Source organism: Pseudomonas sp. BP11-1-1 (genome assembly GCF_052112105.1).
Lineage (GTDB): Bacteria > Pseudomonadota > Gammaproteobacteria > Pseudomonadales > Pseudomonadaceae > Aquipseudomonas > Aquipseudomonas alvandae.
In genome coordinates this window covers 535,861-549,365 of sequence record NZ_JAUTYU010000002.1, presented here as the reverse complement: position 1 = coordinate 549,365, position 13,505 = coordinate 535,861, and the positions used below count along the sequence as shown (strand labels likewise).

The window sequence follows — 13,505 nt, the reverse complement described above, 5'->3', positions numbered from 1 at the left end:
AAATTTTCCAGGCTCACTATTGCTTGCGATACCCCTTCGACCAATCAGTAAAGCCTTGTCCTCCAGCGCCAAACACGCCGATCGGATATAAGCCCGTCAAACCACCTCCCGCTCGTCCCCCTGCCGTCGTCGATCCTCCCTCGGACACCGGGCAAACCGAGCCCGGTAGCTGCGGGTGAAGTACGACGGTGACTCAAAGCCGCAGGCAATGCTCACTTCCAGCACACTCATGTCGGTCTGGCGCAGCAGTTGCCGGGCCTTTTCCAGGCGCAGGCGCAGGTAGAAGCCGCTGGGGGTGTCGTTCAGGTGCAGGCGGAACAGGCGTTCGAGCTGCCGGCGGGTGACATTGATCGATTCGGCCAGCGCCAAGGTCGTCAGGGGTGGCTCGCTGTGGGCTTCCATCTCGCCAATCACATGCACCAGTTTCTTGTTGCGAATGCCATAGCGGTTGGCGATTTCCATGCGCTGGTGATCTTTGCGCGGACGAATGCGACCGAGCACGAATTGTTCGCTGACCTGGATCGCCAATTCCGAACCGTGGGCCTGGCCGATGAGGTCGAGCATCAGGTCGATGGATGCGGTGCCGCCGGCGCAGGTAATGCGGCGGCGGTCGATCTCGAAGAGTTCCTGGGTCACGCTGAGCTGTGGATAGGATTCCTTGAACGCCTCGATCGCTTCCCAATGCAAGGTGACGCGATGCCCGTCCAGTAATTCCGCATCCGCGAGGACGACGCTGCCGGTATCGATCCCGCCCAGGATAACGCCGTCATTGTCCAGTCGGTGCAGCCAGCGCTCCAACACCGGAGTGACGAATTTCAACGGCTCGAACCCAGCCACCACCCATAACGTCGCGCCTTTTTTCAGCGGTTCCAGCGCGGCATCGGCGTTGACCGACATGCCGTTGCTCGCCAACACCGCCCCGCCATCGGCGCTCAACACATGCCAGCGATACAGCTCGCCACGGAAGCGATTGGCGACCCGTAGCGGCTCGATGGCCGAAATGAAACCGATGGCCGAGAAACCCGGCATCAACAAGAAATAGAAATCCTGGGACATGGAACGCACTCGGTTGGCGGGCAGCGTGCGGACTTTGATACGCCAGTTGGAAGGGGTGTTCAAGTGCAAGAGTCGCTGTAGTGCAAGACCACGTCGCCGCTGTGCGTTTTGAACAAGCCACGGCTGCGTACTTTGGCATCACCGGCGCGCAGATGCCGGAACCCATAACAACAAGCTGCCGAGGAACCCGACATGAAAAGACTGATCAGCTCCTGCGTTCTTGCACTCACCGGTACCGCTTTCCTGACCTCGGCTACCCAGGCGGCCGAACCCGCCGCCTGCCGGGACGTGCGCCTGGGCGTGGTCAACTGGACCGACGTCATCGCCACCAGCGCCCTGACCCAAGTGATGCTCGACGGCCTCGGCTACAAGACCAAACAGACCAGCGCGTCCCAGCAAATCATCTTCGCCGGCATCCGCGACCAGCGCCTGGATTTGTTCCTGGGCTATTGGAACCCGTTGATGACCCAGACCATCACGCCGTTCGTCCAGGCCAAGCAGGTCAAGGTGCTGGAGCAGCCCAGCCTCCAGGACGCCCGCGCCACCCTTGCCGTGCCGACGTACCTGGCCGACAAGGGCCTGAAGACCTTCGCCGACATCGCCAAGTTCGAGAAGGAGCTGGGCGGCAAGATCTATGGCATCGAGCCCGGCTCCGGCGCCAACACCCAGATCAAGGCGATGATCGCCAAGAACCAGTTCGGCCTGGGCAAGTTCCAGTTGGTGGAGTCCAGCGAGGCCGGCATGCTCGCCGCCGTGGACCGCGCCGTGCGGCGCAAGGAAGCCGTGGTGTTCTTCGGCTGGGCGCCGCACCCGATGAACGTCAACGTGCAGATGACCTACCTCACGGGCAGCGAAGACGCCCTCGGCCCGAACGAAGGCATGGCCACTGTCTGGACCGTCACCGCGCCGAACTACGCCGAGCAGTGCCCGAACGTCAGTCGCCTGCTGAGCAACCTGACCTTCACCGCCGAAGACGAGAGCCGGATGATGCAGCCGCTGCTCGATCACAAGGATCCACTCGAATCGGCCCGGCAGTGGCTCAAGGATCATCCGCAGGACAAGCAGCGCTGGCTCGAAGGCGTGACCACCTTCGACGGCAAGCCCGCCGCCGACAACCTGAAACTCACCAGCAACTGACCCAACGCTATCCATCTGCGCAGCATCAATCGGCTGCGCGGTGACCCACCACGCCTGAAGGAATCCGCACCATGAACCACGACGTCATCATCACCTGCGCACTTACCGGTGCTGGCGACACGACCGCCAAGAGCCCCCACGTGCCGGTCACCCCGAAACAGATCGCGGCGGCTGCCGTCGAGGCGGCAAAGGCCGGGGCCACGGTGGTCCACTGCCACGTCCGCGACCCGCAGACCGGCAAGTTCAGCCGCGACGTGGCGTTGTACCGCGAAGTGATGGAGCGCATCCGTGAGGCGGACGTGGACATCATCGTCAACCTCACCGCCGGCATGGGCGGCGACCTGGAAATCGGTGGTGGCGAAAACCCAATGGAGTTTGGCCCCAACACCGACCTTGTGGGGCCGCTGACCCGCCTGGCCCACGTCGAAGAATTGCTGCCGGAAATCTGCACGTTGGATTGCGGCACCCTGAACTTCGGCGACGGCGACACCATTTACGTCTCCACCCCGGCGCAATTGCGCGCCGGGGCCAAGCGCATCACTGAGTTGGGCGTGAAGGCCGAGCTGGAAATCTTCGACACCGGGCACCTGTGGTTCGCCAAGCAGTTGATCAAGGAAGGCCTGCTGGACAACCCGCTGTTCCAACTCTGCCTGGGTATCCCATGGGGCGCACCGGCCGACACCACCACCATGAAAGCCATGGTCGACAACCTGCCCGCGGACGCGGTGTGGGCCGGCTTCGGCATCGGTCGCATGCAAATGCCGATGGCGGCCCAGGCGGTGCTGCTGGGGGGCAACGTCCGGGTCGGGCTGGAAGACAACCTCTGGCTGGACAAAGGCGTGCTCGCCACCAACGGCCAACTGGTGGAGCGCGCCGGCGAAATCCTCAGCCGCCTTGGCGCCCGCGTGCTCACCCCAGCTGAAGGTCGCAAGAAAATGGGCCTGGTCCAGCGCGGCTGAGCCGAATCTCCACCGTCCCCCTGTGGGAGCGAGCTTGCTCGCGATAACGATAGTCCGGCCTTCAAAGATGCGTCAGATGCGTCAGATGCGCCGTCGCCATCGCGAGCAAGCTCGCTCCCACAGGTGATCTTCACTCTTTTCAGGAAACCACCATGCGCTTCATCACCGACATCAAGACCTTCGCCGCCCTGGGCAGCGGCGTCATCGGCAGCGGCTGGGTCAGCCGCGCCCTCGCCCATGGCCTCGACGTGGTCGCCTGGGACCCTGCGCCCGGCGCGGAAGCCGCGCTGCGCAAACGCGTCGCCAATGCCTGGGGCGCCCTGGAGAAACAAGGCCTGGCCCCTGGCGCCTCCCAGGATCGGCTGCGCTTTGTCGCGACCATCGAAGAATGCGTGCGCGACGCCGATTTCATCCAGGAAAGCGCCCCCGAGCGCCTGGAACTCAAACTCCAGCTGCACAGCCAGATCAGCGCCGCCGCCAAGCCGAACGCATTGATCGGCTCGAGCACCTCGGGGCTGCTGCCGAGTGAATTCTATGAAAGCTCGACCCATCCGGAACGCTGCGTGGTCGGGCACCCGTTCAACCCGGTCTACCTGTTGCCACTGGTGGAAGTGGTCGGTGGCAAGAACACCGCGCCCGAAGCCGTCCAAGCAGCGATGCAAGTCTATGAGTCCCTCGGCATGCGGCCGCTGCACGTGCGCAAGGAAGTGCCCGGTTTCATCGCCGACCGTTTGCTCGAAGCGCTCTGGCGCGAGGCGCTGCACCTGGTCAATGACGGCGTGGCAACCACGGGTGAAATCGACGACGCCATCCGTTTTGGCGCCGGGTTGCGCTGGTCGTTCATGGGCACGTTCCTGACCTACACCCTGGCCGGCGGCGACGCAGGGATGCGCCATTTCATGGCCCAGTTCGGCCCGGCGCTGCAACTGCCCTGGACCTACCTGCCGGCACCGGAGCTGACCGAAAAACTGATCGACGACGTGGTGGACGGGACGAGCGAGCAATTGGGGCAGCACAGCATTTCGGCGCTGGAGCGCTATCGTGATGATTGCCTGATGGCGGTGCTGGAGGCGGTGAAGGCCACCAAGGAAAAGCATGGTATGGCCTTCGCCGAGTAAACCTTGGTTTTTTGGGCCAGCAAGTCTGGCCCCATCGCGAGCAAGCTCGCTCCCACATTGGTGCTGTGTCGTTCACGAAACCTGTGGGAGCGAGCTTGCTCGCGATAGCGGCCTCCCAGTCACCACAACTGTCGGAACCAGAGTCATGCCCACCCTCACCACCTACCAAACCCGAATTATCCCCGAATGGGTCGACTACAACGGCCATTTGCGCGACGCGTTCTACTTGCTGATCTTCAGCTATGCCACCGACGCGCTGATGGACCGCCTCGGCCTGGACAGCCAAAGTCGCGAAGCCAGCGGCCATTCCCTGTTCACCCTTGAGCTGCACCTGAACTACCTGCACGAAGTGAAGCTCGGCGCCGATGTCGAGGTGCACACGCACATCATTGGCCACGACGCCAAGCGCCTGCATCTCTATCACAGCCTGCACCTGGCGGGCGGCGACAAAGAGTTGGCCGGCAACGAGCAGATGCTGCTTCACGTCGATCTGGCTGGGCCACGCTCCGCGCCGTTCACCGAACAGACCCTGGGCACACTCAAAGCCCTGCTCGACAGCCAATCCGATTTGCCGACGCCGGCCTATATCGGTCGAGTCATCGCGCTGCCCCCCGCCCGATAAAATCCCGAGGAGATCGCCATGCACACCGCCGCCGCAATTGCCGACTTCCGCAGCTATCCTCTGGTCCACGCATTGACCGCTGCGACACCGTTGGCCGATCGGGTTCACGTCACTTGGGCCGATGGTCGCCTCAGCCCCTTTCATCTCCAGTGGCTGCGTGACAACTGCCCTTGTCAGCAATGCGTCTACAGCGTCACCCGTGAGCAAGTCCTGGAAATCGTCGATGTGCCCGAAGACTTGGCGCCCGGTGAAATCCGCGTCGATGATCAAGGGCGCCTGTGGGTGGCCTGGCAGGACGGCCACCAGAGCCAATTCGACCCGGGCTGGCTGCGCGCCCACGCCTATGACGAGCAATCCAGGGCCGAGCGCCTGGCGAGCAAGCCGCAACGACACCTCTGGCAGCACGACTTGCAACTGCCGGTGTTCGACTACCAGGCACTGATGGAGGACACCGGCGCGCTGCTGCAATGGCTGCTGGCGGTACGCGACATCGGCCTGACCCAGGTACGAGGCGTGCCCACCGAACCCGGCTCGCTGAAACAGATCGCCCAACGCATTTCCTTCATTCGCGAGAGCAATTTCGGTGTGCTGTTCAACGTGCAATCCAAGGCCGACGCCGACAGCAACGCCTACACCGCTTTCAACCTGCCATTGCACAGCGACCTGCCGACACGAGAGTTGCAGCCGGGCCTGCAATTCCTGCATTGCCTGGTGAATGACGCCATGGGTGGCGAAAGTATTTTCGTCGACGGCTTCGCCATTGCCGAAGCGCTGCGCCAGGAAGATCCCGAAGCCTTCGATGCGCTGTGCCAGATCCCGGTGGAGTTCCGCAACAAGGACCGCCACAGCGACTACCGCTGCCTGGCACCGATCATCGCGCTGGACACACTGGGACAGGTCTCGGAGATCCGCATGGCGAACTTCCTGCGCGGGCCGTTCGACACCTCGGTCGAGCAGATGCCCAGGCTCTATCGCGCCTACCGCCGCTTCATCGCGCTGACCCGCGAACCACGCTTTCGCCTGATGCAGCGGCTCGAACCCGGGCAACTGTGGTGCTTCGACAACCGCCGCACCCTCCACGCGCGCAACGCCTTCGACCCGGCGACCGGGGCGCGGCATTTCCAGGGGTGTTATGTGGATCGGGATGAGTTGTTGTCGCGGATTCTGGTGTTGCAAAGGTAAACCGCGTCATCGTTCATCGCGAGCAAGCTCGCTCCCACATTAGATTTTGTGAACGACACAGAACCCCTGTGGGAGCGAGCTTGCTCGCGATAGCGCCCTGTCAAACAACCCATCACGCCCTGATTTTCACAGGCAAAAAAAATCCCCGATCAAGCCGTGACAGGATCGGGGCAGGAGCGTTACTGGAGGAGCTGTTGCGCGAGGGTGACCAAACCATCGTGATTCAGCTTGGGGCCAGTGTGCCCAGTCCAGGACCCGGCGAGTTAGCCGAAAACGACGCGTTCATAGTCATTCATGACAGAACGACGATTTGCCCTTGCCGCCGCTTCGGGTGGCTACCAGAATCGAGACACGACCCCAATCCCTGAACAAGGAAAAGCGTCATGATGTACGCCGATTTGATCGACCAGGAAGACCTGTTGGGCCATCTCAAGGCCCTGGGGTTGCAGATTCCCAGCGGCTCGACGGCCGAGCAGGCCTGTGAGTGTGCCGTGCGCGGCTTGGACAGGGCTCGCGCCAATGAACTGCGGCGGATGGTCAAGGAGATGTATACCAGCAGCGCGACCATCCTTCCGGCCGTGCGCCAGGCGATCGACAAGCAACTGCTGCCAGCGTTGACGCAATACCAGCAGAACCATAGCGCCTGAGAAAACCAATCGCGAGCAAGCTCGCTCCCACAGGATTCGTGAACGACACAAAATCTGTGGGAGCGAGCTTGCTCGCGATGAAGGTGCTGAGGTCTTACAGCCTCACGCTGGCAAACGTCGACTCGTTGCGCGCCTGGCTCAGCGCCGACAGCGGGCCGGACAGCGGCGACAACACCAGCGCCTGCGGCAACGGCATCATCGCCACCTGTTGCGTGGTGTTGGAACCGACGCGCTCATCCCGTGGCGGAATGCCGAAGTACTCGCGGTAGCACTTGGAGAAGTGCGGGGTGGAGACGAAGCCGCACACCGAGGCCACTTCGATGATCGACATCGGTGTCTGCTTGAGCAGTTGTCGCGCCCGAATCAGTCGCAGCTTGAGGTAATAGCGCGACGGCGAGCAATGCAGGTACTTCTGGAACAGGCGCTCCAGCTGGCGCCGGGACACGGCGACGTACACCGCCAGTTCGTCCAAGTCGATCGGCTCTTCGAGATTGGCCTCCATCAGCGCGACGATTTCCTGCAGCTTCGGCTGGTTGGTACCAAGCATGTGCTTGAGCGGCACGCGCTGATGGTCCTGCTCGTTGCGAATACGCTCGTAGACAAACATTTCGGAGATTGCCGCCGACAGCTCGCGACCGTGATCGCGACTGATCAGGTGCAGCATCATGTCCAGCGGCGCGGTGCCACCGGAGCTGGTGAAACGGTTGCGGTCGAGGGTGAACAGGCGCGTGCTCATCGACACCCGTGGAAAGGCTTCCTGCATCGCCGCCAGGCATTCCCAGTGCACGCTGCAATCGAAACCGTCCAGCAGGCCGGCGCAGGCCAGGGCCCAACTGCCGGTGCAGACCGCGCCAAGGCGACGGGACTGACGGGCCTGGCCTTGCAGCCATGAGACATGTTCGCGGGTAACCGTGCGTTGAATGCCGATGCCGCCGCAGACGATGACGGTGTCCAGGGACGGCGCCTTGTGCATGGAGGCGTCCGGCGTGATCTGCAAACCGTCACTGGCCCAGACCTGGCCGCCATCGACGGTCAGGGTAGTCCAGCGATACAGCTCGCGACCGGACAGTTGGTTGGCCATGCGTAGCGGTTCCACCGCGGACGCCAGGGAAATCAGCGTGAAATTGTCCAGCAGCAGAAAGCCGATGGATTGAGGCGCACGGTTCTGGGGTTGGGCCCCGGAGTTGGACGTCGTCATCGCGGTATCTCCTCACACAAAGCGGGTGATGGCCTCAGGCGGAGGCTCTTGTTATTGCCCACCGTTCTCTTGCGTGAGACGGGGCTTTATCGGGATAGAGCAATTGCCATGCCTAAATTTGAATACGCGTTCAATAACTCCTGAAAACGACATGCCGGCCTGTCTATATAAGGGGCCTGTCGAGGCTGGGTTATAAGTGCCATCAAGGGCCGCAGGCGCCTGCCACAGCGGGCTGTGAGCAGATCGGTAGCACTTGTGGTAACTGGGCTGCGCCGTTTGCGCGATGGTTGTCACCGCAAGCGCGGGGACGGACGGTAGCGCGGCGTCCGAGGGCGTGACCGACAAGTCACGCCTTATCTGTTTGCGACGCGCTAAAAGGTGGCGCATTTGCGAGCGGGTGTTCATTTTACGAGCGGTTTTTACATTCATCGGTGGCGAGGGAGCTTGCTCCCGCTCGACCGCGAAGCGGTCGCAAATTCGGCTTGCGAACTATTCTTGGGAGATCATGACGTCGCCTCGGGGGCGCTTCGCGCCCCAGCGGGAGCAAGCTCCCTCGCCACAGAGTCCGGTGGAGATTTCGAATCAACACTCCACCGCACTGACCGCCAGCCCGCCCCGCGATGTCTCTTTATATTTGTCGTGCATGTCGGCGCCGGTATCGCGCATGGTGCGGATCACTCGGTCCAGGGAAATGAAATGCTGGCCGTCACCGCGCAAGGCCATTTGTGCTGCGTTGATGGCTTTTACCGCAGCGATCGCGTTGCGCTCGATGCACGGCACCTGGACCAGGCCGCCCACCGGATCGCAGGTCAGGCCGAGGTTGTGTTCCAGGCCGATTTCCGCCGCGTTGCACAGTTGCTCCGGCGAGGCCCCGAGGATTTCCGCCAGGCCCGCCGCCGCCATGGCGCAGGCCGAGCCGACCTCACCCTGGCAGCCCACTTCGGCGCCCGAGATCGAGGCGTTTTTCTTGCACAGGATCCCAACCGCCGCCGCGCCGAGGAAATAATCCACGACGTTGGCGTCGGTGACCGCCTCGCTGAACTTCATGAAGTAATGCAGCACCGCCGGAATGATTCCCGCCGCGCCATTGGTCGGCGCCGTGACCATGCGCCCACCGGCGGCGTTTTCCTCGTTGACTGCCAGGGCGAACAGGTTGACCCACTCCATGGCGCTCAGGGTCGAGCCGATCACGTTTGGTTTGTTCAATTCTTGCAGGCTGCGGTGCAATTTGGCCGCCCGCCGACGTACATTCAAGCCGCCCGGCAAGATGCCTTCATGCTTGAGGCCCTGCTCCACGCAGCTCTGCATGGCCCGCCAGAGTTTCATCAGGCCGCTGCGAATCTCCTCTTCCGAACGCCAGACTTTCTCGTTGGCCATCATCAATTCAGCCACCCGCAAATTGTGCGTGCGGCACAGCCCGAGCAACTCCTCGGCGCTGGAAAAGTCGTAGGGCAACTCGGTGGTGTCCAGGTCCATCACGCCGCTGGAAGCCTGGGCCTGGTCGACGACGAATCCGCCGCCGACCGAATAATAGGTATCGCGGTGCAGCTCGCCGTTGTCGCCCTCGGCTACCAGCGTCATCGCGTTGGGGTGGAACGGCAGGTTTTCGTCGAGCAGGCGCATGTCCCGGGACCAGACGAAAGGCACCGGCAGGCGACCATCGAGCAACAGGGTCTCGGTCTCGCGCAGCAGCTCGATGCGCGTGCCGATCTGCGACGGGTCGATCGAGTCGGGCCATTCGCCCATCAAGCCCATGATCGTGGCGGTATCGCTGCCGTGGCCAATGCCGGTGGCCGACAGCGAACCGAACAGCTGCACCTCGACCCGGCGCACCTCGTGCAGCAGCGACTTCGCGCGCAACGCTTCAAGAAACAGCGCCGCGGCGCGCATCGGCCCCACGGTGTGGGAACTGGATGGGCCGATACCAATCTTGAACAGGTCGAATACGCTGATTGCCATTGCCTTGAATCTCCAGAACGGTCACATCCGGGCGCAGGAGCGCCCGGTGGCGGAGCTGCTACGCTCAACGCCGGGATGGCCGCATCATCCGGCTTTTGAATGGGCTTTCGACGTCTGACACCGACGCAATCATGCCCACCAGCGCCGCGTCCTTGTCGCCCAGGTTTTACGACGTTTTTTTGCGTGTCAGAAGCCAGCCGAGGGCCGAAAAAATCTGTAAACGACGTCACCAACACTGGATGCGACCCTCCCTGTACTGGATACGACTCACCCTGTAGGCGTCGGATTTGCACTGGTACATGATCGGTTACGGCTCGTTTGCAAGGCCGCGTGTCACAAAGCGTGCTCACGCGCCACCAACCGCAACTTAAAAAAAGCAAAAAAGCGCGGTTGTCCCGACCGGACACTGCCAATAAAACACCAGGAGTCCACCCATGAAAGGTTCCAAGCCGTTGTTGTTGGCCGCCATGCTGAGTCTTCCAATGCTGGCCAACGCTGCAGAGCCCGCTCAATGCAGCACCGTCAACTTCTCCGATGTCGGCTGGACCGACATCACCGTAACCACCGCCACCACCAGCGTGGTGCTCGATGCCCTCGGCTACAAGACCAAGACCACGATGATTTCGGTGCCGGTGACCTACAAGTCCCTGGCCGATGGCAAGAACATGGACGTGTTCCTCGGCAACTGGATGCCGACCATGGAAAACGACATCAAGGCCTATCGCGAAGCCGGCACCGTGGAAACCGTGCGCACCAACCTCAAGGGTGCCAAATACACCCTCGCCGTTCCCCAGGCCCTGTATGACAAAGGCCTGCACGATTTCGCCGACATCCCTAAATTCAAGAAAGAGCTCGACGGCAAGATCTACGGGATCGAACCGGGCAACGACGGCAACCGCCTGATCCAGAGCATGATCGAGAAGAACGCCTTCGGTCTGAAGGACGCGGGCTTCAAGGTCGTCGAGTCCAGTGAGGCCGGCATGCTCTCCCAGGTCGACCGCGCCTCCAAGCGCGGGACTGACGTGGTGTTCCTCGGCTGGGCGCCGCATCCGATGAATACCCGCTTCAAAATCCAGTACCTGACCGGCGGCGACGACTTCTTCGGCCCCGACTTCGGTGCCGCTACCGTGGCGACCAACACCCGCAAAGGCTACAGCCAGGAATGCAGCAACGTTGGCCAGCTGTTGAAAAACCTGGAGTTCACCGTCGACATGGAAAGCACGCTGATGGGCAACGTGCTCGACGACAAGATGAAACCCGAGGCCGCCGCCAAGGCCTGGCTGAAGAAAAATCCACAGGTGCTCGATACCTGGCTCGCTGGCGTCACCACCATTGACGGTAAACCTGGCCTGGAGGCCGTGAAAGGCAAGCTCGGTCTGTAACTTGTTTATGCCGGGCGGGTTCGCTCGCCCGGGCTGTTTATTCCTTGCATGCGGACGTTCACTACCATGCTTATTGATCAGAAAATACCCTTGGGCCAGTACATCGCGGGCTTTGTCGAATGGTTGACGCAAAACGGCGCCAACACTTTCGACGCAATCGCGCTGTTCCTGGAAACGATGATTCACGGCGTGACGTTTGCGCTGACCTGGTTCAACCCCCTGGCCCTGATCGGCCTCATTGCGCTACTGGCGCACTTCATCCAGCGCAAATGGGGCCTGACCGTTTTCGTCATCGCGTCCTTCTTGCTGATCCTCAACCTGGGTTACTGGCAAGAGACCATGGAAACCCTCGCCCAGGTGCTGTTCGCGACCCTGGTCTGCGTGCTGATCGGCGTGCCGCTGGGCATTGTTGCCGCGCACAAGCCGATGTTCTACACCCTGATGCGTCCCGTACTCGATCTGATGCAGACCGTACCGACCTTCGTCTACCTCATTCCTACCCTGACTCTCTTCGGTCTGGGTGTGGTCCCAGGCTTGATCTCCACGGTGGTGTTCGCGATTGCCGCCCCCATCCGCCTGACCTACCTGGGCATCCGCGACGTTCCGGAAGAACTGATGGACGCCGGCAAAGCCTTCGGCTGTTCCCGTCGCCAACTGCTGTCGCGCATCGAACTGCCCCACGCAATGCCAAGCATCGCGGCCGGTATCACCCAGTGCATCATGCTGTCGTTGTCGATGGTGGTAATCGCGGCACTGGTGGGTGCCGACGGCCTGGGCAAACCTGTGGTCAACGCACTGAACACCGCTGATATCGCCCTGGGCTTCGAAGCCGGCCTGGCGATCGTATTGCTGGCGATCATGCTCGACCGAATCTGCAAACAACCCGACGCCAAAGTAGGGGGTGACGCATGAGCATAATCCGCTTCGAAGAGGTCGACGTGATCTTTGCCAAAGATCCACGCGAAGCCCTCAAGCTGCTCGACAAGGGCATGACCCGCAACGAAATCCTGAAGAAGACCGGGCAGATCGTCGGTGTGGAAAAGGCCAGCCTCGACATCGAAAAAGGCGAGATCTGTGTGCTGATGGGCCTGTCCGGCTCCGGCAAATCCAGCCTGCTGCGTTGCATCAACGGCTTGAACACGGTGAGTCGCGGCAAATTGTTCGTCGAGCACGAAGGCCGGCAGATCGACATCGCCTCCTGCACCCCCGCCGAACTGAAGATGATGCGCACCAAACGCATCGCCATGGTGTTCCAGAAATTCGCCCTGATGCCTTGGCTGACGGTGCGCGAGAACATCAGCTTCGGCCTGGAAATGCAGGGCCGACCGGAGAAGGAACGCAAGAAGCTGGTGGATGAGAAGCTTGAGCTGGTGGGCCTGACCCAGTGGCGCAACAAGAAGCCTGACGAATTGTCCGGCGGCATGCAGCAACGGGTCGGCCTGGCCCGCGCCCTGGCGATGGACGCCGATATCCTGTTGATGGACGAACCATTCTCGGCACTCGACCCGCTGATCCGCCAGGGCTTGCAGGACGAACTGCTGGAGCTGCAACGCAAGCTGAGCAAGACCATCGTGTTCGTCAGCCACGACCTCGACGAAGCCCTGAAGCTGGGCAGCCGTATCGCGATCATGAAAGACGGCCGGATCATCCAGTACAGCAAGCCAGAAGAGATTGTGCTCAACCCGGCGGACGATTACGTGCGTACATTCGTCGCCCATACCAACCCGCTCAACGTGCTCTGCGGTCGCAGCCTGATGCGCACCCTGGACAACTGCAAGCGCATCAACGGTTCGGTATGCCTGGACCCGGGCGGTGACTCCTGGCTCGACCTGGCCGAAGGCAATACTATCAAGGGCGCCCGGCAGAACGGCGCCGCGCTGGACTTGCAGAACTGGGCGCCGGGCCAAGCCGTCGAAGGCCTGGGCCGCCGCCCGACGCTGGTGGATTCGAACATCGGCATGCGCGATGCCTTGCAGATCCGCTACCAGACCGGCAACAAGCTGGTGCTGCATGACAACCAGAAAGTCGTCGGCATCCTCGGTGACAGCGAGCTGTACCACGCGCTGCTCGGCAAGAACCTGGGCTAAGCCCCACGCAGACAAAAACGCCGCGAGATGATCGCGGCGTTTTTGTCTGTGCAGAAACAAGAATTGGAATGCTCTTGTGGCGAGGGGATTTATCCCCGCTGGGTTGCGCAGCAGCCCCAATGGCTTTGGGAGCGCTGCGCACTCCAGCGGGGATAAAT

Annotated in this window: 12 protein-coding genes; 9 read left to right on the top strand and 3 right to left on the bottom strand. The window is 61.9% G+C overall.

Going from position 1 to position 13,505, the window contains the following annotated elements; all coding sequences use genetic code 11:
• Positions 1–96 precede the first annotated feature (96 nt).
• Positions 97–1,056: a GlxA family transcriptional regulator gene (locus Q7C33_RS06130; RefSeq protein ID WP_030139302.1), complete on the bottom strand. Its 960-nt coding sequence runs from the start codon at positions 1,054–1,056 to the stop codon at positions 97–99.
• A 192-nt stretch (positions 1,057–1,248) separates the two neighbouring features.
• On the opposite strand from Q7C33_RS06130, the gene Q7C33_RS06125 reads away from it, so the two are divergent.
• The 6 genes from Q7C33_RS06125 (at position 1,249) to Q7C33_RS06100 (ending at position 6,721) form a co-directional block, all read left to right on the top strand.
• A complete protein-coding gene (locus Q7C33_RS06125) occupies positions 1,249–2,193 on the top strand; it encodes a choline ABC transporter substrate-binding protein (protein WP_030139301.1) in 945 nt (314 codons plus the stop codon).
• Between the two features lie 71 nt (positions 2,194–2,264).
• Entirely contained in the window at positions 2,265–3,152 is an 888-nt protein-coding gene (locus tag Q7C33_RS06120) for a 3-keto-5-aminohexanoate cleavage protein (RefSeq protein ID WP_030139300.1), read from the top strand.
• A gap of 152 nt (positions 3,153–3,304) precedes the next feature.
• On the top strand, positions 3,305–4,270 hold the full coding sequence (locus tag Q7C33_RS06115) for an L-carnitine dehydrogenase (protein ID WP_407683005.1): 966 nt from the start codon (positions 3,305–3,307) through the stop codon (positions 4,268–4,270).
• A gap of 145 nt (positions 4,271–4,415) precedes the next feature.
• Entirely contained in the window at positions 4,416–4,892 is a 477-nt protein-coding gene (locus Q7C33_RS06110; protein WP_030137827.1) for a thioesterase family protein, read from the top strand.
• A gap of 18 nt (positions 4,893–4,910) precedes the next feature.
• Positions 4,911–6,074, top strand: coding sequence for a gamma-butyrobetaine dioxygenase (locus tag Q7C33_RS06105; protein ID WP_407683004.1), 1,164 nt, complete (start codon positions 4,911–4,913; stop codon positions 6,072–6,074).
• Between the two features lie 383 nt (positions 6,075–6,457).
• Positions 6,458–6,721 (top strand): hypothetical protein, encoded by a 264-nt coding sequence (locus tag Q7C33_RS06100; RefSeq protein ID WP_030137829.1) that lies wholly within the window; start codon positions 6,458–6,460, stop codon positions 6,719–6,721.
• A gap of 94 nt (positions 6,722–6,815) precedes the next feature.
• On the opposite strand, the gene Q7C33_RS06095 is transcribed toward Q7C33_RS06100, so the two are convergent.
• Together Q7C33_RS06095 and Q7C33_RS06090 are read right to left on the bottom strand one after the other, a co-directional pair.
• Positions 6,816–7,919 (bottom strand): GlxA family transcriptional regulator, encoded by a 1,104-nt coding sequence (locus tag Q7C33_RS06095; protein WP_030137830.1) that lies wholly within the window; start codon positions 7,917–7,919, stop codon positions 6,816–6,818.
• Between the two features lie 582 nt (positions 7,920–8,501).
• Entirely contained in the window at positions 8,502–9,878 is a 1,377-nt protein-coding gene (locus Q7C33_RS06090) for an L-serine ammonia-lyase (RefSeq protein ID WP_030137831.1), read from the bottom strand.
• Between the two features lie 434 nt (positions 9,879–10,312).
• On the opposite strand from Q7C33_RS06090, the gene Q7C33_RS06085 reads away from it, so the two are divergent.
• The 3 genes from Q7C33_RS06085 (at position 10,313) to choV (ending at position 13,347) form a co-directional block, all read left to right on the top strand.
• On the top strand, positions 10,313–11,260 hold the full coding sequence (locus Q7C33_RS06085) for a choline ABC transporter substrate-binding protein (protein WP_030137832.1): 948 nt from the start codon (positions 10,313–10,315) through the stop codon (positions 11,258–11,260).
• Positions 11,261–11,326: 66 nt separating this feature from the next.
• Positions 11,327–12,172, top strand: a complete 846-nt coding sequence (choW, locus tag Q7C33_RS06080; protein WP_030137833.1) for a choline ABC transporter permease subunit — start codon at positions 11,327–11,329, stop codon at positions 12,170–12,172.
• Complete coding sequence (choV, locus tag Q7C33_RS06075; RefSeq protein ID WP_030137834.1) at positions 12,169–13,347, top strand: choline ABC transporter ATP-binding protein; 1,179 nt, start codon at positions 12,169–12,171, stop codon at positions 13,345–13,347. Before choW ends, choV begins: the two co-directional genes overlap by 4 nt.
• The last annotated feature ends 158 nt before the right edge of the window (positions 13,348–13,505 follow it).

Excerpts from the sequence above, each read along its gene's own strand:
- choV (WP_030137834.1), top strand. The coding sequence starts at position 12,169 with ATGAGCATAATCCGCTTCGAAGAGGTCGACGTGATCTTTGCCAAAGAT.
- Q7C33_RS06125 (WP_030139301.1), top strand. The coding sequence starts at position 1,249 with ATGAAAAGACTGATCAGCTCCTGCGTTCTTGCACTCACCGGTACCGCT.
- Q7C33_RS06085 (WP_030137832.1), top strand. The coding sequence starts at position 10,313 with ATGAAAGGTTCCAAGCCGTTGTTGTTGGCCGCCATGCTGAGTCTTCCA.
- Q7C33_RS06130 (WP_030139302.1), bottom strand. The coding sequence starts at position 1,056 with ATGTCCCAGGATTTCTATTTCTTGTTGATGCCGGGTTTCTCGGCCATC.
- Q7C33_RS06115 (WP_407683005.1), top strand. The coding sequence starts at position 3,305 with ATGCGCTTCATCACCGACATCAAGACCTTCGCCGCCCTGGGCAGCGGC.
- Q7C33_RS06095 (WP_030137830.1), bottom strand. The coding sequence starts at position 7,919 with ATGACGACGTCCAACTCCGGGGCCCAACCCCAGAACCGTGCGCCTCAA.
- Q7C33_RS06105 (WP_407683004.1), top strand. The coding sequence starts at position 4,911 with ATGCACACCGCCGCCGCAATTGCCGACTTCCGCAGCTATCCTCTGGTC.
- Q7C33_RS06100 (WP_030137829.1), top strand. The coding sequence starts at position 6,458 with ATGATGTACGCCGATTTGATCGACCAGGAAGACCTGTTGGGCCATCTC.
- choW (WP_030137833.1), top strand. The coding sequence starts at position 11,327 with ATGCTTATTGATCAGAAAATACCCTTGGGCCAGTACATCGCGGGCTTT.
- Q7C33_RS06090 (WP_030137831.1), bottom strand. The coding sequence starts at position 9,878 with ATGGCAATCAGCGTATTCGACCTGTTCAAGATTGGTATCGGCCCATCC.
- Q7C33_RS06120 (WP_030139300.1), top strand. The coding sequence starts at position 2,265 with ATGAACCACGACGTCATCATCACCTGCGCACTTACCGGTGCTGGCGAC.
- Q7C33_RS06110 (WP_030137827.1), top strand. The coding sequence starts at position 4,416 with ATGCCCACCCTCACCACCTACCAAACCCGAATTATCCCCGAATGGGTC.